Genomic DNA, 20,345 nt, shown 5'->3' with positions numbered 1-20,345 from the left:
GGTAAATCAATGTGCAGACATTTCCTCTTTAATCATGGCCGTGAAATGGTCGCCTAGAGTTCTTATTATGTTTTTTCGTTTGGCGATGATTTCGGGTCATTCATAAAGCGGAAGATTGCATCGAGTGCTTGATTACGATACTGGTCGGTCTCGAATAAGATCTCATGCTGAGCGTCTTCGATAGAAAGTAGCTCCGCATGTGGGTTGGTTTTACGCAATTTATCGATAAAACGTTTTTGTGCCAGATTGCTGACAATACGATCGTTCCCAGCTTGAATCAGGAGCACCGGTACTTTTACTTGGCGAGTCAATAAAAAGCATTGTTTTGCTGCCATTAGCCCTTGCCATACCCATCGTGTGCTCGGTCCACCGACTTGCAGTTCCGGTTTTTCCGTATAGAGATTTCGGAACCATTGGTAGCGACCATAGCTTTGGCTGAGCGGGTTATCTTCAAAGGGCTTAGGAAAGTAGGCCTGATGTCCTGGCGCATAACGTGGCAAAGTCGATACCGCTGACATAATCTGTGTCACTGGAATCGCTATTGGCGATAAGTACCATGGCAGATTAATACCAAACATAGGCGCACTGAGAATCAAACCAGTAAAGGGATGTTCTGGGTGAGTTTGCAGATAACGTGTAGCGATTGCGCCGCCCATGGAGTGGGCAATGATGAAACATTGCTGATAGTCGCTAAGGTCGTGTTTGTTTACGACCACGTCCATATCGTCAATATAATCAGTAAAGTCATAGACGTGACCCATATCTGAGTCAGACAATAGACGATCTGATAAACCTTGTCCGCGGTGGTCAAAGGAATAGACGTCGAAGCCTTGGCGATAGAGATCGTAAAACAGTTCTTGGTATTTCCAGGAAGACTCAATGCGCCCATTAACGATGAGCACGGCTTTTTTATGTTCTGGGTTGGTCAGTTTGCACCAGTAAATGTTCTTTTTCTCAGTTCCTTTAACAAAGCCTTCTTGGCGAGTTTGCCAAAGTGCCGCGATCGGACCACCAATTGCTTGCTCAAATAATGACTCTTGAGTATAAGTCAAAGGTGAATGGTTAGTAGCCATTAGTCGATTACCTGAAGATACGTTGTTTACGCGATGTATCATCGAAGAATTAGTGAGGAAATGCAATGGATACCCACGTCTGGTTAGCTTATGTAGTAACTGCAATCGTTTTTAGTTTGGCTCCGGGGTCTGGCACGGTGAACTCAATCAGCAATGGTTTGAGTTACGGTACTCGCAAATCTTTGGGGGCTGTGATCGGTCTCCAAATTGGTTTGGCCATTCACATTGCGTTAGTTGGGGCGGGAATTGGTGCGCTGGTCGCACAGTCGGCAACGGCATTTTCTGTCATTAAATGGGTTGGTGCGGCTTATTTAGTTTGGTTGGGTATCCAGAAATGGCGAGACACCTCCAGCTTGGTGGCGGCTGAGAGCCACAAAGACATGTCTGGCATGGCACTCTTGTACAAAGCTATTTTAATTAACCTGACGAACCCTAAATCGATTGTTTTTCTGGTGGCGTTGTTTCCACAGTTTATTGACCCGGCACAAGACCAACTGACGCAACTGTTGGTGCTTGGTGTTACGACTGTTGTGATCGACGCGTGCGTGATGTTGGGTTACACCACCTTGGCGGCGCAAATGGGACGTTTTATTCGCTCCGATAAAATCATGGGGAAAATAAACAAAGTCTTCGGTTCAATGTTTATGGGTTGTGGTGCATTATTAGCAGCTGCAAAGTCATAAGCCATTTATAGGTCCTTCTTTAGCATGAATACAACGTATGTTGCTCGCCAGCCGATCTTTAACCGCAAAAGACAGACGCTGGGTTATGAATTGTTGTTTCGAGATGGTGAGAGTAACGCATACCCTTCGCATATTGATTCAAACCGGGCAACATACCGATTAATTGTCGAGAATTTCCTATCACTGGGCACTAACCCAGTGATTGCTTCTTCGCGATGCTTTATCAATTTTCCTCATCAAAGCTTGGTGCGCCGCTTACCGCGCAGCTTGCCAAAAAACAAAATCGTCGTCGAAGTCCTGGAAACTTGCCAGCCGACCGATGATCTTCTCGATGCGATTCGCGAGTTGTATCGAGAAGGTTATTTGATCGCGCTGGATGATTTCACCTTAACGCCGGAGTGGCGTCGCTTCTTACCTTACGTGCACATCGTTAAACTCGATATCATGGCAATGGGGCTGGAAAAAGCGTGTGCGTTGGTCAAAGCTCACCTTGCTAAACGCGTCAAATACCACTTTTTGGCGGAACGTGTTGAAACCGCAGAAGAGTTTGAGCAAGCCAAAGCGGCTGGCTTTAAGTTTTTCCAAGGCTACTTTTTTAGTAAGCCATTAGTTTCGCAAACAAAATACGTGAGCCCTGAGCAAGTGTTAGCGCTACAGCTTTTTCGTGAAGTCTGCTCACCAGAGCCAGACTTTACTCGTATTGAAACCATCATTACGCAAGATGTCGCGTTGTCGTACAAATTATTGCGCTTTGTAAATACGCAAGCGCCGAACCTCGCTGTCGAAATCAGCTCGTTTCGTCAGGCCTTGATCTACCTTGGTCAGGATAATCTTAAGCAGTTTGTCTCCTTGGTCGTGGCGTCGTATATCTCTAGTAACAAGCCTCGAGAACTGTATCACCTTTCATTACAACGAGCGCAGTTCTGCCAATTAATGTCGCGTTATCAGCCATTTTCCCACCTCAACGAACAAGGGTTTATGGTCGGTTTATTATCGATTTTAGATGCGATGCTTGATTTGTCGGTGGAATCTTTAGTCAAGCAATTGCCACTTAGCGAATCTGTACAACAAGCCTTATTACATCGCAAGGGGGTTTATGGTGCGCTGATTTCTCTGGAAGAGTGTTACGAGCGTGCCGACTGGTCAGGCGTCGAAAAAATCACGACGCAGTTGGGGTTGTCTTTGGAAGAGGTCAAGCTCTCGTTAGGTGAAGCGGTTCGCTGGAGTCAAAACGTCGCAACTGCGTAAATTTCTGCCGTATCTTTATTCTCTCTAACCGTTCTTCTCTCAATCTTTATTAGCTGTTTCGATGTGAAACTTTTATGACGATTCTGGGATCACTCTTGACGACATCCTAGAGTTAAATAAGTATATACGCATATCCATATATAGGTATGTTTATTATGCTTCCACATCAGTTTTTCAAGCTGTTATCCGATGAAACGCGCGTACGTTGTTTAATGCTGGTGGCCCGTGAAGGCGAAACTTGCGTGGGTGATTTGGCGTTTGCGTTGCAAGAGAGTCAGCCGAAAGTTTCTCGTCATCTTGCTCAGTTACGCTCCAGTGGCATCTTGGTGGATAAACGCCGAGGGCAATGGGTGTACTACGAGTTATCGCAGCAATTACCAGGTTGGATGCGTAAGCTGATTGAAGACTTAGTGGCATCAAACTGTTTGAAGCAAGAGTACCAAGACGACATCACACGCTTGCACGATAAAAGTCGTGAGGCTTGCTGTTAATAGCAAACAGAGATCCAAGGTAGAAGATTAAAGGGTAAAACTATGACAATTAAAGTAGGCATTAATGGCTTTGGCCGAATTGGTCGTTTAGCACTGCGAGCGGCATTCGACTGGCCAGAGTTAGAGTTTGTGCAAATCAACGATGTCGCAGGTGATGCAGCGACGCTTGGCCACTTATTAGAGTTCGATTCAGTGCAAGGTCGTTGGCACCATGAAGTGCAGGTTGAGGGCAATGAACTCGTCATCAATGGCAAGCGCATCGCCACGACTCAGCAACGTGATATCGACGCTGTGAACTGGTCTGGCTGCGATGTTGTGATTGAAGCAACAGGTGTACACCGCAAAACCTCGTACCTAGACCAATATCTCGATCAAGGTGTGAAGCGCGTGGTGGTGAGTGCACCAGTGAAAGAAGAGGGCATTGCGAACATTGTAGTTGGTGTGAATGACCACATCTTCGATCCTGAAAAACATCGCATTGTGACAGCCGCTTCATGCACAACAAACTGTATTGCGCCTGTGGTGAAAGTTATTCATGAGAAGTTGGGCATTGAGCAATCCTCTTTCACGACAATTCACGATTTGACCAATACGCAAACCATTTTGGATGCACCGCACAAAGATCTGCGCCGTGCTCGTGCGTGCGGCATGAGTCTTATCCCGACCACTACCGGTAGTGCGACTGCGATTGTGGAAATTTTCCCGGATTTAAAAGGCAAGATTAACGGCCACGCGGTACGTGTACCGTTGGCGAATGCGTCATTGACCGACATCATCTTCGATGTAAAACGCGATACCACAGCAGAAGAAGTGAACGCTTTGCTGAAAGAGGCGTCGGAAGGGGAGCTAAAAGGCATTCTTGGCTTTGAGGAACGTCCGTTAGTGTCGATCGATTACAAAGGCGACCAACGCTCAACCATCGTTGATGCACAATCCACCATGGTGGTTGGCTCACGAATGGTGAAGATTTACGCCTGGTACGACAATGAAATGGGTTACGCAACGCGCACCGCAGAATTGGTTCGAAACGTTGGTCTGGCATAACAGGAGTTCACAATGTCTCATCCTACATGGCAATTAGATTTGGACTCCGGTGCATTAGTTCTGACACCGTGCCCGGGCACCAAAGGCGTCGAGTTGAAAGGGTCGTTGGAACAGTTGAAGGAGCAGGGGGTTCAAGCGGTCGTTACCGCATTGGACGATAGCGAGTTAACAGCGAAAGACGTTGCGGCTTTGGGTGACACCACTCAGCAGCTGGGCATGAAATGGTTCCAGATCGAGATTGAAGATGACTGCGCACCAAGTGACGAATTTGCGGCGAAGTGGCAACAAGCTAGTCCGGAACTGCATGCGATTCTTGCTCAAGGTGGCAAAGTCGCGATGCACTGCATGGGCGGCTCGGGTCGCACAGGTTTGTTCGCGGCTCACTTGTTGCTAGAGAAGAAATGGCAGTTAGAAGATATCGTGCGAGAAGTGCAGGCGCTTCGCCCTGGTGCGTTTACAAAACCGGTGCAGCTTGAGTACATCGAACGCGTGGCGCAAGACGCTTGATCAGCTTAAATAGCTTTTGGAACATCATGATCCAAAAGCTATTTTCCGGTTTATATAATGGAAAATAGGTCAGCAGTAAAACTAAAGATATCGATATAACTTTTTGTTTTTATTGGTTATATTTGTCTGTTTATAAATTTCGGTGTGTTTGTGAATTCGAATTAAGGTTGTATCGCCTTATGGTTGGTGTACAGGTTAATAAGCATTTGGCACATGATGATCTAAATGCTTTTATCGCTGTACATAAGAGGTCAATATGATTTCTCAATTGAGCAAAAGTATTCGTCAGTACATGTTAGTGACGTTTAACTATTGGAACTTTACCGTGACCGACGGAGCGCTGCGTATGCTGGTGGTGCTCTATTTTCACGACTTGGGTTATTCCACGTTAGCTATTGCCTCACTGTTCCTTTTCTATGAATTTTTTGGTGTGGTGACCAATTTGATTGGTGGTTGGTTGGGCGCAAGGTTAGGCTTGAACAAAACCATGAACATTGGTTTAGCGATGCAAGTGTTTGCGTTGTTGATGCTGGCAGTACCCAACGCATGGCTGACGATTCCTTGGGTGATGGCGGCACAAGCTTTGTCGGGGATTGCCAAAGACCTCAACAAGATGAGTGCCAAGAGTGCGATTAAAACGCTAGTGCCAGACGAGCAGCAAGGCGCGCTTTACAAATGGGTGGCGATTTTGACGGGCTCGAAGAACGCGCTCAAAGGAGCGGGTTTCTTTGTCGGTGGCTTGTTGTTGTCTTGGGTGGGTTTCCAAAACTCGATGTTTATTATGGCGAGTGTGCTTGCATTGGTGTTTGTTTGCAGCATGATCTGGCTAGAAGCTGACATGGGTAAAGCAAAGAGCAAACCTAAGTTTCGCCAAATTTTCTCCAAATCCGAATCTATAAATATTTTATCTGCGGCACGTATGTTCTTGTTTGGGGCACGTGATGTGTGGTTTGTGGTCGCTCTGCCTATTTATCTCGGCAGCGTGTTTGGTTGGGATCACTTGTGGGTCGGTGGCTTTTTAGCCGCATGGGTCATTGCTTATGGGTTTGTGCAAGGCTTTGCGCCGCGTATTACTGGTAAAGCGCAAGGTCGCGTGCCTGATGGTAGTGCAGCATTAGTATGGGCAGGAATTCTTGCGTTAATTACGGGCGGTATTGCTTATGGTGTGCAAATCGGCTGGCAGCCTGAGTTGGTGATTGTTGTGGGGTTAATGATTTTTGGCGCTGTGTTTGCCATTAACTCTTCGCTGCACTCGTACTTGATAGTGAGCTACGCTAAAGGCGATGGTGTGTCTCTGGATGTTGGCTTCTATTACATGGCCAATGCAATGGGGCGTTTGATTGGCACGGTATTATCGGGTTGGATCTATCAAGAGGCTGGTCTTGCGGCGTGCTTATGGGTCTCCTTTGCTTTCTTGGCGCTGACGACGTTGATTTCGATTAAGCTGCCAAAAGCTAGCGTTGCCACAGCGTAAATTTTTCCCGGTGTTTTTATCTGTAGATCGTACAAAATGGCTCCAACTTGGAGCCATTTTTGTTTCTTATGCGCCGTTGATGTAATCAAACTGTGTGGGTTTAGCATCGAGAGTGAATGCTGATGTTTGGTTCTCGTTAATTGATTAGAGTGGTGATGAAATCCCCGTTGTAGGTCATTGTTGCGTTAAAAATAAGCAAAAACAGATTGTTAACCATTTCACTGGCTGAGATTTACCCTATGCTATAAACGATAAGCGACTCAAAGTAGGGAAAGGTATGAGAGAAAGGGTTCTGTTTTTTGATTTATTGCGCTGCTTTGCTGCGGTGGCAGTGATCGCCATTCACGTCTTGGCCCCTTATCGAAATGAGTTAGGAGTGATCCCGTTTGACCAATGGTTGACGGCGGTAGGCGTTAATAGCGTTACCCGCTGGGCGGTGCCAGTTTTCATTCTGATCACCGGAGCGCTGATGCTCAGTGACACTCGACCATTTGACGGTAAGTATTATATCAAAAGGCGTTTAGGCAAAGTCTTAGTCCCATTTCTTATTTGGTCGATGTTTTATGCATACCTCTCTGGCTGGACGGCTCAAGGGTTTGACTTTGAAACCGTAAAAGAGGTATTGAGCAATAGCTCATTCCACGCGACGTATTACCACCTAGGGTTCTTCTATTACTTTATACCGCTGTATTTTGTGATTCCGTTGTTCCAATGGATGGTACGCAACGTTGATGACAATGTGTTGTATACCTATCTCGCATTTTGGCTTTTCACCAGCACGCTGTTTTTGTTCAAGATTGATGGTCCGTGGAGTAACCAAATGTGGCTCTACATGGGTTACCTTCCTCTGGGTTATGTTCTATTTCAAAAAGTGCCTTTGAACCGCTCTATGGTGACCTTATTTACAGGGTTTGGCCTCGTCGCGTTGGCTGTGACATTTACTATGGTCGTGACGAACAGTTTAGAGGCGGAGAAGTACACGGTTGGACGCTGGCTTTCTTACAAAACACTGAATGTCATTCTAGCGGCTTCGATGATTTTCATGATCGGTCGTTACTTTGGGGAAGGCTTGTCACCAAAAGTACAAAAAGTGGTGAGTGTGATCAGTCAGCACAGCTTGGGGATTTACTTACTTCACCCAATTTTCTTATGGCCGATGAAAGCGTTTGGTTGGTACACCGGACATCCCGCATGGGTGATTCCAGTCTGGATCATTATCAGTGGAGCTGGAGCCTTGGCGATGAGCTATCTCTTTTCTCGCTCTGCCAAGACTCGTTGGTTACTGCCTTAACGTTTGATGGCGAAGTGAAGGAATTTGTTACCACGATAGGTTAGCGTTCCTTTATCTCCAGGGTTGAGTGCATGGTAGTAGTGCACTCCAATTTGGAACTCTCGTTTAGGGCCAATAGAACCGCGTTGGACATAAATCCAATATTCTTGGTCGTCTTGGCCTGGTGGTGCATCTGGGACGTCGATAGCTTGCTTATCTAAAATAGTTACCTGTGCACTTTGTTCTGGAGCGTCTTCGCCCACATAGTGCTTGCTATAGAAACGAAAAAATACCCATGCGCCCAAAGCAATAAGGGCGAACAGGGCGACAATAAGTGAGATTGGCATGTTAACCTCCGATGTTTCATTGAGCTCTATTCTACAGAACTCATTGATGAAACGATGAGTTGAGATAACTTATTCATAATCTAATGAAAGGGACATGAATTTTATTCGGCGCACTTCACGGTTTACCTCAATGGGGGGGCGATGAAATCGTTGCTTCATCTGCAAGCTACGTCACTAAAGCTGAACTAAGCAGCTTTCACTTGTCTGGCTATATGCGCTCAAGGGCACAAATTGAAAGTAAAATTGCACTTAACGGCTCGAAAAAGCTCTAAATTTATAGAAGAATAAAAATAACGAACACGGGAAGGGTCTGGTAAGGAGGGTTACGATGTCAGATATTGAAAAAGTAGTCATGCGTACCCGAACGATCGAAAAACTTTTGCGTACTCAGTACCATGCAGAAGGGAAAGGGTTACACCAACTTATTAATAGTTGTGAAGAACGTTTACCACATGACGTGATAGCGAAGCTTCGTTTTATCGCTACTGTGCGTAATAAAGTGGTTCACGAAGACGATTATAAGCTGGATGATCGGAAAGGCTTTATGGCGGCATGTGACGCTTGTGAAAAAGAGCTAACGCCAAGAAGCTCTCGTTTTATTTGGCGTGCAGCAATTTTGCTAATGACGTTGATTACGCTCGCCGCTCTTGGTTTCTACTACATGCATTGGGATATCTTGTCCAAACACATACAGTAGAAAAGCACAGATAAATAAAAAAGGACGCATTTGCGTCCTTTTTTATTTTTAATCAGTAGGTTAGTACATCATTGGCAGTGTCATTAAACCCACAACCACTGCAATCATTACCAGCCCTTGTTTTTGAGAAGATGAAATCATAACACTACCCCTTAATCTTTGATGAACTCGATGAATTTAATATAGCACTGTTTTTGGGGTTTGATCAACATATGATCGATAATCTTTTCAAAAAATACACTTAACTTGTCTTTTTTTACGTGTTTTTGACTAATGAAACTGTGTTTTTTGTGTTGTATTTAAAATGCTCGTATTGTGTGATTGTTGTTCGTATTTCATTTAAGTATATGATTTTAAAGTGTCAATCTTGATTTGTTGTTGGCTTGGAAATTGTTTTTTGTTTCGGTTGGTATGTTGATTGCCGATTTTGTCTGTGTTTCTCAAAAATTGAGAAAATAAAAAGATGTGCTATGGAGGTGCATCATTGAGTTGAGGTGTGGAAGGGGAATTTTCTTATCTAATGAGAAAATATGGGCTTAAAAAGTGTTTAGTGATTTGATGGTTTATGAAGTCGGTGTTTTCGATGGTTATTGAGAATGTGGCTTTATTTATCATTAGCTTACGTTCGTTATTTGATGTTTTTGTTATTGAGTTAAGTTTGATTTTTCATGTTGTTTTAATCTGTTCATCGGTGGTTTCTACTATCTTAGCTCGCTACCAAGACGATTTTCTATTTTGTGTCTGTTATTTATTCTTGTTGCCTGTGATGTATACAGTCTGATGGTTTAGTCATCAGTTTTTGACGTGATGGGTTACCAAGGCCATTGGGCTGCTTTTTAGTTAAATGGCCTGACTAAGCGCGGGTTATTGTGCCGTGTGATTTGATGAACTTGGCTCATGGGATAGGGCTCTGCCCCATATTTATGGCCGTCATTAAGGCTCATCGACTTAATTGTTGTGCAGAGTGAGGGTTACAAAATGTTTCGAATCGCTAGCGAGATCCAACTTTCGCAGATTGTGTCTTTACATCAAAACTGGTCTACCTAGACTAGCGGCGAGTTTAAGTAAAAGGTGTATACGGCATGTGGAGTTGGCTGGCGATAGGGCTATCAGGTGTGTATTCCGTGTTGGGAGCAAAACAAGCTAACCCGACACAATCCCTCGTGTTTAAAATCTTTACTCTGCTACTTCTTCTTGTGTTGGTGTTAACTCAAGGCGCATCCGCAACATATACCTACTGGATTGCGGGTGGGCTTATTGTGTCTATGGTGGCAGATACGCTGCACTCGTTTAAAACTCGCAAGCTAATTTACTTTGCTGCGTATTTACTTGCTCAGGTGTGCTACAGCAAGTCATTTTGGGTGCAGCTTAATGGTGAGATTGTCTGGTGGCTGTTGGCCCTACTGCTCGCAGCGAGTATCGTGGCGTTCTTTTTGTTGCTACCTCAACTCGACTCTCTGGTGTTTCCTGTTGTGATCATGGGGATGATGTTGGTTCAGCTTGCTTGGGCGGCGGGTGAAGTTTGGTTGCAGGCCCCGAGCTATGCCAATGCTATCGGTTTCAGCGGAACCCTAGTTTTGATCTATTCGGCGTTGGCGTATGCGATACACGGTTACCGAAAACCGATGAAACACGCCTATTTGTGGGTAAGTGGTAGCTACTTCTTTGCCCACGCCCTCATTGTTGCCTCTATCATTTACTAATTTAAGTCAAAGCAGCTCACGAAGATTTCAGTAAACTGGACGTATTGTTCTTGATGACTGGAGTCAATAATGAGTGAAATCCATGCCCACGAGCTGCTAAACCTACTTCGAGAAACGCCAATGGATCGCGAAGCGCTGGCACAGCACTTTGGCAACACCGTTCGCTTTCACACCTGTAAACTGAATGATCTAGACTTAGATACATTGCTAGCATTTTTGCTCAAGCGCGACAAAATCCGTGAGCTTGAAGGTAAGTTTGTGGTCAATATGGCGCGTGTCTGCAATCACTAAGCGGCGGCTATGATGCGAGGGTGAATATGCTGTTTTCGCCCTCAGCCATGTACTCACGTTGTCAGTTTGCTATACACTGGCCGCCATTTTTTAGGTGAGGCCAGAATATGGACATTCTTTCTGCAGCGACCATGCTGTTTCTAATCATGGACCCTCTCGGTAATTTGCCGATTGTGTTGTCTATTCTCAAGCACATCGATCCTAAGCGTCGCCGTAAGGTATTGATTCGTGAACTACTGTTTGCCTTACTAATCTTGATGTTGTTTCTGTTTGCAGGACAAAGCATCTTAAGTTTTTTGCATGTCCAGCCAGAAACGCTCAGCATTTCAGGTGGCATTATTCTCTTCATTATCGCGATTAAGATGATCTTTCCGAGTGCTGGCAGCATCACTGGACTGGCGGCAGGCGAGGAGCCCTTTATTGTTCCGATGGCCATTCCTATGATCGCGGGCCCTTCAGTGATTGCAGCATTGCTTTTGCTATCTTCACAGCATCCAGAAAAAATGTTGGAAATGTCCGCATCAGTTGTGATTGCGTGGGGCGCAACATTTTTTATTCTAATGTTTTATGGCTTCTTTAATCGTTTGTTGGGCGAGCGTGGTCTAAAAGCGGTAGAGCGTTTAATGGGCTTGTTGCTGGTGATGATCTCCACTCAAATGTTTTTGGATGGTGTTAAGAGTTATCTTGGGTGACGGAATAAACGCAATAAAAAAGCCGCTCTTGAGAGCGGCTTTTTAGTATTTGGGCGATTACATCATGTGTTTACGACGAATATCGAGCAGGGCAAAAATACCAAAGATCAGGATGGAATATTTTTCCCAACTGCTCATTTTAATTTTGTCGCCAAATGCGCCAATGAAGATGGCCATTTGTAAACCGTGCATGATGAACAAAAAAGCGGTCATGATGTACAGCGCAATCGCGGCATTACCGGGAAACGGCATAAAGATATTGAGGATCAATACTAACCAAACAAAGGCGATAGCCGCTTTGGCCAGCAGAATTAATGCTTTCATTTAAGTGTCCTTTTAAATCGAGGCGTTATGCGGAGGTACGTTCATACAGACGGTAACTCACTTGGCCTGCTGTTTTTTCTCGATGTAACTGCCAGTTTTCTGGTAAGTCGGCAATATTGAGTTCTTTTTCTGTTTCAATATAAATCATCGCGTCTTCCGCGAGCCAGCCATTTTGTTCTAGCAGAGCCACGGTTTCATCCAATAGTCCCTTACGAAACGGTGGGTCAATAAACACCACATGGTGCGCAGTACCCGGCTGTTTTAAAAAGCTCAGTGCGTCGGTATTTACCACTTGGATGTTGTTCGCGTTAAGAGAGGCAACATTCTTTTGTAACTGTTGGAAAGCTTGTGGGTTCAGCTCGACCATGGTCACTTGCTCTGCTTGGCGCGAAGCCGACTCAAAGCCTAAGCCGCCGGAGCCGGCAAATAAGTCGAGACATTTTGCTTGCGGCACATCTTGAGCCAGCCAGTTAAATAGCGTTTCTTTGACGCGATCGGTCGTTGGGCGTAAGCCTTCAGCATCGTGTACAGGAAGTTTTCTGCCTCTCCATAAGCCACTAATAATGCGAACAAAGCCTGTTGTTGGCTTTTTTTGTGATGAGTTTTGCTGGCGACGTCTTACCATAGATTTTTTGACCGCTAATAAAGTGATACTATATCTAATCGCCCAAGCCGTGAGCTTGGAGCTTGGATACAGCCCAGAATATTCAAGATGACAGAGTGTAACACTAATAAGATTAGAATTACCTAATCGGAAAGTTTTCACAACTTTGTCATTAGCCTTTTTTAGACAGATAATAATCTTGTCAAAAAAGAGTCATTAATAGATAAAAGAACAATCTAGGATAGCCCCAGATGACGGAAAAAAAGAAGCGCGGATTACTTTCGTGGCTAGGTTTTGGTGACGAAGAACAAAGCCCAAAACCAAAAACTGAAGAAACAGTAAAAGAAGAAGCAGTGGAAGCGCCTTCTGAAGAGCAGCAAACCGACGCGGCTGCTGAGCAAGCGGAAGCAACGCCAGAACTTGAAGAAGAATCGAAAAAAGCGGAGGCTGCCCCAGCAGAAGCAGAAGCAGAAGCAGAAGCAGAAGCAGAAGCAGAAGCAGAAGCAGAAGCAGAAGCAGAAGCAGAAGCAGAAGCAGAGGAGCCAGAAGTCGTATCGGCCGCGCCTCGTGTTCAAGAACAAGAAAAGCCAACAGAAAGCTTTTTTGCTCGTCTTAAACGTAGCCTAAGCCGAACAAAAGCAAATATTGGTGCTGGCTTCTTCGGTCTATTCAGCGGTAAGAAAATCGATGAAGACTTATTTGAAGAGCTAGAAGAACAACTGCTTATTGCTGATGTGGGCATGAATACCACAACAAAAATTATCAACAACCTGACAGAAAAAGCCACACGTGGCGATCTGAAAGACGGCGAAGCCCTTTATGGTTTGTTGAAAGAAGAAATGGCTGAGATTCTTTCTAAAGTCGAACAGCCACTAGAAATCGACAGCAACAAAACGCCTTACGTCATCTTAATGGTTGGTGTAAATGGCGTGGGTAAAACCACGACCATCGGTAAGCTTGCCAAGCAGTTCCAAACTCAAGGCAAAAAAGTGATGCTAGCGGCGGGCGATACCTTCCGTGCGGCGGCGGTTGAACAGCTACAAGTGTGGGGTGAACGTAACAACGTTCCTGTGATTGCCCAGCATACTGGCGCAGACAGTGCTTCTGTTATCTATGATGCGATTGAAGCGGCAAAAGCACGTGGTGTGGATGTTGTGATTGCCGATACCGCGGGTCGTTTACAGAACAAAGCGAACCTAATGGAAGAGCTGCGTAAGATTGTACGTGTGATGAAGAAAATTGATGACTCTGCACCACACGAGATCATGCTGACGCTAGACGCAGGTACAGGGCAAAATGCCATCAGCCAAGCGAAACTTTTCAGTGATGTTGCCCCTCTAACCGGGATTACCTTGACTAAGCTGGATGGTACAGCGAAAGGCGGCGTAATTTTCGCTATTGCTGATCAGTTTGGTATTCCAATTCGTTACATTGGTGTGGGTGAAGGTATCGAAGATTTGCGTCCATTTGAAACTCAAGAGTTTATTGACGCACTGTTTAGTCGTGAAGAATAAAAAGAGTTAGAGGAAATCAACGGTGATCAAATTTCAGCAAGTAAGCAAAGCTTACCGAGGTGGTCGACAAGCACTGCAAAAAGTCGATTTTCACCTGAGGCGCGGTGAAATGGCGTTTTTAGGCGGGCATTCCGGGGCTGGTAAAAGTACCTTGCTGAAATTGATCTGCGCGATAGAGCGACCAACTGATGGGAAAATCCATTTTAATGGCCACGACATCACGCGTATTCCAAGCAAAGACATCCCTTTTTTGCGCCGCAATATTGGGATTGTTTTTCAAGATCATCGTCTATTGATGGATCGCAGCGTATACGACAATGTCGCTCTGCCGATGCGCATCGAATCGATTTCTGAAAACGAAATCAAACGCCGCGTTTCTGCGGCGTTAGATAAAACGGGCTTGCTTGATAAGGCTCGTTGCCTGCCGAGCCAACTCTCTGGTGGTGAGCAACAACGCGTCGGTATTGCTCGTGCCGTAGTCAATCGACCAACGTTGCTGGTGGCTGATGAGCCGACAGGTAACCTCGATCCCGAACTATCCAATCGCGTATTGCGGTTGTTCGAAGAATTTAATCGTGCGGGAGTGACCATCTTACTCGCCACGCACGATGTGGGGTTAGTAAACACTCGCCCACAGTATCGTCATTTTGAATTAAACCAAGGCTTCCTAAGTGAGGTAGAAGACTATGGCAGGTAACAAGCACTCCCAAAAGAAGGGGAAAGGCCGCAGTGCCAAGCGTGCAAATACCGATGGTTTTTTCTCTGTCCACGCAAAACAAGCAAAATCCTCTTTTAGCGCCTTATGGCAACGACCTTTAGGTAATATCCTGACCCTAGCCGTGATTTCAATGGCACTTGCTATGCCAGCTTGTTTGTATCTACTGGGCAAAAACGTCGCGGGTGCCGCGGAAGATGTGGCATCTCCCTCGCAAGTTAGTGCTTACTTGGTAGAAGGCATGCCGGATGCACGTGTGATGGTTCTCAAAGATCAAATTGAAACTTGGCCTTTGGTAAAAGAGGTGGAATATATTTCACCGCAACAAGGTCTATCTGATTTAAGTCAATATGCAGGATTCGATCAGGCTATCAGTCTTTTAAGTGGCTATGCGCTACCCGGTGTGTTGGTAATTACGCCAGCCTCGGAGCTAAAAAGTGATATTCAGTCATTAGCCAAAGACGTTCGAGAGCAACAAGACGTGACCGACGTGAGACTTGATGAAGATTGGCTGGCGCGTCTTGATGCGATCAAAACTCTCGCGAGTATTATTGTCATTACTCTGACAGTGTTGATGCTCGGTGCGGTATTTTTAATCGTTGGCAACACGTTGCGATTTAATGTGCTGGCGAATAAAGAAGAGATTCAAACCATGAAACTGATCGGTGCGACGGACAGTTTTATTCTGCGTCCTTATTTGTACACGGGGATGTGGTTTGGCGTATTAGGTGCCACCATCGCGTGGTTGGTAACGGCTTTAGTGACCATTGTTATGAATAGTGCGGTGGAAGATCTTGCTGCGTTGTACGACAGCCAGTTTCGCCTGATTGGTCTAAGCTGGGATGAATCTTTGCTATTAATCATCATTGGTAGTCTTTTGGGATGTATTGCGGCGCGCTTTTCTGCGCAACGACATTTAAAAGAAATTGAACCAGTTTAAGTGATGGCGGTCTTATTACTTGGATTTTATTAGCACTAGCTAATCTGGATCCCTTGTTTAGACCGAATGTTTATGGATAATTGCTTCCCCTTCTTGAAACTTGTTCATTTTGAGTTCAAGATATCGAAGCTAAATTTGCAATGTAATGCTCCAGATCAGAGATTGATGAGGAATTGAATGACAAAAGAAGCGTATCCGATGGCTCTAGTCACGCAAGATAGCCTTGATAGCTATATTCGCTCAGTAAACAGCTACCCAATGCTGACTGCAGACGAAGAGCGTGAGCTGGCAGAACGATTACACTACAAAGGTGAGATTGAGGCTGCAAAAGGTCTAATTCTTTCGCACCTACGATTCGTTGTTCACGTTGCTCGTGGTTACTCTGGCTACGGTTTGCCAATGGCGGACCTTGTGCAAGAGGGTAACATCGGTCTAATGAAAGCCGTTAAGCGTTTTAACCCAGAAGTAGGGGTTCGCTTGGTGTCTTTTGCTGTCCACTGGATCAAAGCAGAGATCCACGAATACGTGCTACGTAACTGGCGTATCGTGAAAATTGCGACCACTAAAGCGCAACGTAAGTTGTTCTTCAATTTGCGTAAGTCGAAAAAGCGCTTGGGTTGGTTTAACAACGGTGAAGTCGAAACCGTTGCGCGTGAGTTAGGTGTTGAGCCTTCTGAAGTTCGCGAGATGGAATCACGCTTAGCGGCGGTGGATTCAACCTTTGATATGCCAACTGATGAAGACGACAGCTCAAACGCTTACACAGCGCCGATGCTGTACCTAGAAGACAAATCGTCTGATGTGGCTGACAACATCGAAGCTGCAAACTGGGAAATGCACACCAACAACCGCTTGGGTCATGCATTAGCGAGTTTGGATGAGCGTAGTCAGCGCATCGTGCGTTCTCGTTGGTTAGATGATGAGAAAGCAACATTGCAAGACTTAGCTGATGAGTTCGGTGTTTCTGCCGAGCGTATTCGTCAGCTAGAAAAAAACGCAATGAAGAAACTAAAATTGGCTGTGGGTGAATTTTAAGTTCTACTGCTAATTGAAAGTAAGATTTTCATAGAAAGCCGAGATCATGTGATCTCGGCTTTTTTATTGTCGATCGAAAATCGATAGCGTTTGCGATCCGGATTTTATGTGCTACCTGTGTATAACTCTGTGAAGTAATTATTTATCAACTGTTCGAAACCCGGACAACATAAGGGATTCAAGCACTTTTCCATCTGGGGATAGTTATAGATATACACACAGTTAGATCAGGATCATCACTACATATTGTGGATCAAAAGATCCAAATACACTTTATCAACGCAATTCACAGTTTTATCCACAAATGGTTGGAATGTGTACACTTTTGAAAACCCTGATTATCCATGTGTCTAAGTTTGCCGTTGGATAGGTTACAATAGCGGCAGTATACCCAAGCAGCTTCAAATATGGATTTTATTCTGTACCACGGGTGCTGATTAGCACGTTAGGTTCGAGGTTGCTTGGGTATATTCATAAGAGAATGAGAAAGTAAATGGATCAGTTTAAGCATATCGATGTACAAGGTGCGCAAGCGCTGCTCGAGCAGGGTGATGCAAAGCTTGTAGATATCCGTGACCCTCAATCGTTTGCCGTTGCGCATGCGGAGTCCGCGTATCATTTAACTAACGATACGATCGTTGCGTTTATGGATGAAGTGGAGTTCGAACAACCTATTCTAGTGATGTGTTACCACGGCATTAGTAGCCAAGGTGCGGCGCAATATTTGGTTAACCAAGGCTTTGAACAGGTGTACAGTGTGGATGGTGGCTTTGAAGCCTGGCATCGAGCAGAACTACCGATAGTGAGAAGTTAATGAAGAGATTGGTAACGTTAAATAATCCACGTATGGCGCAAGCCTTTATTGATTATATGGCCTCTCGCCAAATTGACATCGAAATGATGCCAGAAGGAGATGGGCAGTTTGCGCTGTGGCTGACGGATAGCCAGCATGAAATAGAAGCGGAAGCCGAACTTAAGCAGTTCCTTGCTAATCCGTCTGATTCAAAATACAGCGCCGCCTCGTGGGACGTTGCCGATACTCGTAAGAGCACATTTCATTATTCCAGCCCGAGTATCATGAGCATGGTCAAAGCGAAAGCTGGCCCCATAACTTTGCTGATCATGACAGTCTGTATCATCCTCTACTTGTTACAAATGTTTGGCTTTGGCAATGGCGTGTTTAAGTTGTTGCACTTCCCGGCTTTTGAGGGGCAACAATGGCAAGTGTGGCGATGGCTAAGCCATGCGTTACTGCACTTTTCAGTGACTCACATCGTGTTCAACTTACTATGGTGGTGGCAGTTGGGGGGCGACATCGAACGTCGTCTCGGTTCCGGTAAGCTATTGCAACTCTTTGTAGTATCAGCAGCGCTTTCTGGGGCTGGCCAATTCTATGTTGAAGGGGCAAACTTCGGTGGCTTGTCTGGCGTGGTCTATGCACTGCTTGGCTATTTGTGGATATTGGGTTACCGCTTGCCACATTTAGGCCTTACGCTACCCAAGCCAATCATCGTTTTTATGTTGGTATGGTTAGTTCTTGGTTTTGTGCAGCCGTTCATGGCGATTGCAAACACCGCTCACTTAGTGGGTTTACTGTCGGGGATGGCGATTGCGCTGTTTGATTCAGGCAAGATGAAATACCAACAGCAAGCCTAAAGCTGAAATGAAAAGACCGCTCAAGAGCGGTCTTTTTTATGTTCAAAACGATTTGGGTTTATTGGTAAAGGTATTTTGTAAACAACAAATCGGCAATGATGGTTTTACCTGTTTCGGGCAAAAGTGTTTCGTTGAGGGTCGTCACTAAGGTTTTGCGCAGATCTTCTCGGCCAGAAAGGGACTTAATAGTATCTTCTGTTTGCTTACCCAGTAATTCAATTACTGCATCGCGAATCAAAGGTTGGTGATGCTCAACAATCGATAAATCTTGTTGGCTCATTACCATGATGTCGATGCGCACTTGCACATAACCTAACTTTTTGCCTTTGGTGTAAAAGTTAGTAGTGAGATCAGGCTCAAGGGTAAAGTATGCCAACTTAGGTCCAGCTTCTTCCGTTTCAGCCCAACTTGGTGCGGCGAACAGTATGGTTAACGCAAAAATAATTTGGGCTATATAACGTTTGTACATATTTCTAACTTTTCTTTCTCTGGATCGCGATATTCGAATCGCTTCAGTCTTGATACAATGGGCCGTCTATAACAAATAACGGAACTTACGGTTACATACATTACTATGGACGGTAAGTTGTTGCTTTATTGTACGCATAAAGCCTCCAATTGAATACTAGTATGAATCAGCCAACATCACTCTATCTTGCTTCTTTATTGGAAGTAGAGTGGCAAAACCCCGACGAATTCGAATTTCCAAATGAATTTGCCAAGCACTGGCTTGAAGAGCAAGGGTCTTTGTCACGTCGTTTAAAGCAACACTGCCAAGCATTAACGGTAGAATTGCTACAAAATCAGATCGTCACTGCGGCGACGTTAAAACAGGACGAAAGCCAGCTATTGTCCGAACAAGATTGCTTACTGCGAGAGGTAATTTTGTGTGGTGACAATGATAACTGGGTTATCGGACGGACATTAATTCCTCGCTCAACCTTAGTTGATCAGCAGTATGATTTGGCTCAACAAGGGGATATCCCATTAGGACTAACAGTGTTCAGCGCAGACAACGTTGAGCGAGACTCTTTGCAAATGGGATGGGTAGCCGTACCAGAAGGACGTTTGTTAGCGCGACGCTCAAGGTTGTGGATGAATCACAAACCGATGCTGGTCGCCGAGTTATTCTTATCTAATTCACCAGTTTACGCTAAGGAGACAGTGTAAATGTCCGCAGAAAAAGCCAAAGCATATTGGCAACTGATGCGCATGGATCGCCCAATTGGTTCACTGTTACTGATGTGGCCAACGATTTGGGCGCTAATTATCTCAGCCCAAGGGATGCCGAGTTGGGATGTATTTATCGTGTTTGTATTGGGTGTATTCCTAATGCGTAGCGCGGGGTGCGTGATTAATGATTTTGCTGACCGCAAAGTCGACGGCCATGTAAAACGTACCAAGCAACGCCCACTGCCATCAGGGAAAGTGACAGCAAAAGAAGCGATTGGATTATTTTTGGTTTTGGGTATCAGCTCATTCTTGTTAGTGCTGACCATGAACCCGTTGACGATTAAGCTATCCTTCGCTGGCATCGTGTTGGCGTTCATTTATCCATTTATGAAGCGTTACACTCATATTCCACAGCTCTTTTTAGGCTTGGCGTTTAGCTGGGCAATTCCAATGGCGTGGGCTGCACAAACTGGGGAGCTACCACTGATAGTTTGGTTTGTGTTTCTGATTAACGCTTTATGGACCATTGCTTATGATACTCAGTATGCGATGGTCGATCGCGATGATGATTTAAAGATTGGCATTAAATCGACGGCAATTTTGTTTGGTCGTCATGACAAACTCATCATTGGGGTCTTGCAACTGATTACGCTCGCGATGTTGGTTTGGTTAGGGCAGTTCTACCAATTGGGGCAAAGTTACTACTGGACCCTTTTGATTGCAGCGTCGTTGTTTGTTTATCAGCAGCACTTAATTCGTCACCGTGAGCGGGAGTTGTGCTTTAAGGCTTTCCTCAACAACAACTATGTTGGCATGGTGATAGCGATAGGGTTATTGGTCGCATTTTGGTAAGGGAAGAAATAG

The 20,345-nt window shown here is 45.1% G+C and carries 24 protein-coding genes; 19 read left to right on the top strand and 5 right to left on the bottom strand.

What is annotated here, in order from left to right; genetic code table 11:
- Positions 1-65 precede the first annotated feature (65 nt).
- Entirely contained in the window at positions 66-1,073 is a 1,008-nt protein-coding gene (locus NDJ01_RS17435; protein ID WP_109170342.1) for an alpha/beta fold hydrolase, read from the bottom strand.
- 65 nt (positions 1,074-1,138) lie between these two features.
- Here NDJ01_RS17435 and rhtB point away from each other — a divergent pair, with 65 nt between their 5' ends.
- The 7 genes from rhtB to NDJ01_RS17400 all read left to right on the top strand — a co-directional run bounded on the left by rhtB (position 1,139) and on the right by NDJ01_RS17400 (position 7,811).
- The gene (gene rhtB / locus NDJ01_RS17430) at positions 1,139-1,756 is read left to right on the top strand and encodes a homoserine/homoserine lactone efflux protein (RefSeq protein ID WP_005393828.1); all 618 of its coding nucleotides are present in this window, start codon (positions 1,139-1,141) and stop codon (positions 1,754-1,756) included.
- Positions 1,757-1,780: 24 nt separating this feature from the next.
- The gene (locus tag NDJ01_RS17425; RefSeq protein ID WP_258587059.1) at positions 1,781-3,004 is read left to right on the top strand and encodes an EAL and HDOD domain-containing protein; all 1,224 of its coding nucleotides are present in this window, start codon (positions 1,781-1,783) and stop codon (positions 3,002-3,004) included.
- Between the two features lie 155 nt (positions 3,005-3,159).
- A complete protein-coding gene (locus tag NDJ01_RS17420) occupies positions 3,160-3,495 on the top strand; it encodes a metalloregulator ArsR/SmtB family transcription factor (protein ID WP_005393826.1) in 336 nt (111 codons plus the stop codon).
- A gap of 42 nt (positions 3,496-3,537) precedes the next feature.
- On the top strand, positions 3,538-4,539 hold the full coding sequence (locus NDJ01_RS17415; RefSeq protein ID WP_005393824.1) for an ArsJ-associated glyceraldehyde-3-phosphate dehydrogenase: 1,002 nt from the start codon (positions 3,538-3,540) through the stop codon (positions 4,537-4,539).
- A gap of 12 nt (positions 4,540-4,551) precedes the next feature.
- Entirely contained in the window at positions 4,552-5,046 is a 495-nt protein-coding gene (locus NDJ01_RS17410) for a cyclin-dependent kinase inhibitor 3 family protein (protein ID WP_258587058.1), read from the top strand.
- A 256-nt stretch (positions 5,047-5,302) separates the two neighbouring features.
- Positions 5,303-6,520: an organoarsenical effux MFS transporter ArsJ gene (gene arsJ, locus NDJ01_RS17405; RefSeq protein WP_139059598.1), complete on the top strand. Its 1,218-nt coding sequence runs from the start codon at positions 5,303-5,305 to the stop codon at positions 6,518-6,520.
- A 277-nt stretch (positions 6,521-6,797) separates the two neighbouring features.
- The gene (locus tag NDJ01_RS17400) at positions 6,798-7,811 is read left to right on the top strand and encodes an acyltransferase (RefSeq protein WP_258587057.1); all 1,014 of its coding nucleotides are present in this window, start codon (positions 6,798-6,800) and stop codon (positions 7,809-7,811) included.
- Here the strand turns inward: NDJ01_RS17400 and NDJ01_RS17395 are convergent.
- Positions 7,808-8,137: a DUF2500 domain-containing protein gene (locus NDJ01_RS17395; protein WP_012841295.1), complete on the bottom strand. Its 330-nt coding sequence runs from the start codon at positions 8,135-8,137 to the stop codon at positions 7,808-7,810. The two genes, NDJ01_RS17400 and NDJ01_RS17395, sit on opposite strands and share 4 nt — an antisense overlap.
- A gap of 328 nt (positions 8,138-8,465) precedes the next feature.
- Between NDJ01_RS17395 and NDJ01_RS17390 the strand changes: the two genes are divergently transcribed.
- The 4 genes from NDJ01_RS17390 to NDJ01_RS17375 all read left to right on the top strand — a co-directional run bounded on the left by NDJ01_RS17390 (position 8,466) and on the right by NDJ01_RS17375 (position 11,520).
- Positions 8,466-8,834, top strand: coding sequence for a hypothetical protein (locus tag NDJ01_RS17390; protein WP_005393815.1), 369 nt, complete (start codon positions 8,466-8,468; stop codon positions 8,832-8,834).
- 1,082 nt (positions 8,835-9,916) lie between these two features.
- The gene (locus NDJ01_RS17385; protein WP_005393811.1) at positions 9,917-10,537 is read left to right on the top strand and encodes a lysoplasmalogenase; all 621 of its coding nucleotides are present in this window, start codon (positions 9,917-9,919) and stop codon (positions 10,535-10,537) included.
- Positions 10,538-10,606: 69 nt separating this feature from the next.
- Positions 10,607-10,828, top strand: coding sequence for a YecH family metal-binding protein (locus tag NDJ01_RS17380; protein WP_053807604.1), 222 nt, complete (start codon positions 10,607-10,609; stop codon positions 10,826-10,828).
- A gap of 107 nt (positions 10,829-10,935) precedes the next feature.
- Positions 10,936-11,520 carry a YhgN family NAAT transporter gene (locus tag NDJ01_RS17375; RefSeq protein ID WP_005393807.1) on the top strand — a complete coding sequence of 195 codons (585 nt, stop codon included), beginning with the start codon at positions 10,936-10,938 and terminating at the stop codon, positions 11,518-11,520.
- A 57-nt stretch (positions 11,521-11,577) separates the two neighbouring features.
- Here NDJ01_RS17375 and NDJ01_RS17370 read toward each other — a convergent pair whose 3' ends face one another.
- Together NDJ01_RS17370 and rsmD are read right to left on the bottom strand one after the other, a co-directional pair.
- On the bottom strand, positions 11,578-11,844 hold the full coding sequence (locus NDJ01_RS17370; RefSeq protein ID WP_005393805.1) for a DUF1145 domain-containing protein: 267 nt from the start codon (positions 11,842-11,844) through the stop codon (positions 11,578-11,580).
- Positions 11,845-11,869: 25 nt separating this feature from the next.
- Entirely contained in the window at positions 11,870-12,469 is a 600-nt protein-coding gene (rsmD, locus tag NDJ01_RS17365) for a 16S rRNA (guanine(966)-N(2))-methyltransferase RsmD (protein WP_012841297.1), read from the bottom strand.
- A gap of 230 nt (positions 12,470-12,699) precedes the next feature.
- Between rsmD and ftsY the strand changes: the two genes are divergently transcribed.
- The 6 genes from ftsY (at position 12,700) to glpG (ending at position 18,308) form a co-directional block, all read left to right on the top strand.
- Entirely contained in the window at positions 12,700-13,962 is a 1,263-nt protein-coding gene (gene ftsY, locus NDJ01_RS17360; protein ID WP_258587056.1) for a signal recognition particle-docking protein FtsY, read from the top strand.
- Positions 13,963-13,984: 22 nt separating this feature from the next.
- A complete protein-coding gene (gene ftsE, locus NDJ01_RS17355) occupies positions 13,985-14,659 on the top strand; it encodes a cell division ATP-binding protein FtsE (RefSeq protein WP_005393800.1) in 675 nt (224 codons plus the stop codon).
- A complete protein-coding gene (gene ftsX, locus NDJ01_RS17350) occupies positions 14,649-15,617 on the top strand; it encodes a permease-like cell division protein FtsX (RefSeq protein ID WP_005393793.1) in 969 nt (322 codons plus the stop codon). The genes ftsE and ftsX overlap by 11 nt, the downstream gene beginning before the upstream one ends.
- Before the next feature lie 177 nt (positions 15,618-15,794).
- Positions 15,795-16,652 (top strand): RNA polymerase sigma factor RpoH, encoded by an 858-nt coding sequence (gene rpoH, locus NDJ01_RS17345; protein ID WP_005378693.1) that lies wholly within the window; start codon positions 15,795-15,797, stop codon positions 16,650-16,652.
- Positions 16,653-17,145: 493 nt separating this feature from the next.
- A complete protein-coding gene (glpE, locus tag NDJ01_RS17340; RefSeq protein ID WP_005378691.1) occupies positions 17,146-17,466 on the top strand; it encodes a thiosulfate sulfurtransferase GlpE in 321 nt (106 codons plus the stop codon).
- On the top strand, positions 17,466-18,308 hold the full coding sequence (glpG, locus tag NDJ01_RS17335; protein ID WP_047010236.1) for a rhomboid family intramembrane serine protease GlpG: 843 nt from the start codon (positions 17,466-17,468) through the stop codon (positions 18,306-18,308). The genes glpE and glpG overlap by 1 nt, the downstream gene beginning before the upstream one ends.
- Before the next feature lie 58 nt (positions 18,309-18,366).
- Here the strand turns inward: glpG and NDJ01_RS17330 are convergent, their stop codons facing one another.
- Entirely contained in the window at positions 18,367-18,777 is a 411-nt protein-coding gene (locus NDJ01_RS17330; RefSeq protein WP_046874381.1) for a flagellar basal body-associated protein FliL, read from the bottom strand.
- Between the two features lie 161 nt (positions 18,778-18,938).
- On the opposite strand from NDJ01_RS17330, the gene NDJ01_RS17325 reads away from it, so the two are divergent.
- Both NDJ01_RS17325 and ubiA read left to right on the top strand, forming a co-directional pair.
- A complete protein-coding gene (locus NDJ01_RS17325) occupies positions 18,939-19,478 on the top strand; it encodes a chorismate lyase (protein WP_080955994.1) in 540 nt (179 codons plus the stop codon).
- On the top strand, positions 19,479-20,333 hold the full coding sequence (gene ubiA, locus NDJ01_RS17320) for a 4-hydroxybenzoate octaprenyltransferase (protein WP_258587055.1): 855 nt from the start codon (positions 19,479-19,481) through the stop codon (positions 20,331-20,333). It begins immediately after the preceding gene.
- The last annotated feature ends 12 nt before the right edge of the window (positions 20,334-20,345 follow it).

The organism is Vibrio sp. HS-50-1 (genome assembly GCF_024747315.1).
Lineage (GTDB): Bacteria > Pseudomonadota > Gammaproteobacteria > Enterobacterales > Vibrionaceae > Vibrio > Vibrio diabolicus.
Note: the sequence above shows the minus strand (reverse complement) of the source record. Positions and strands in the feature narration are given on the sequence as shown.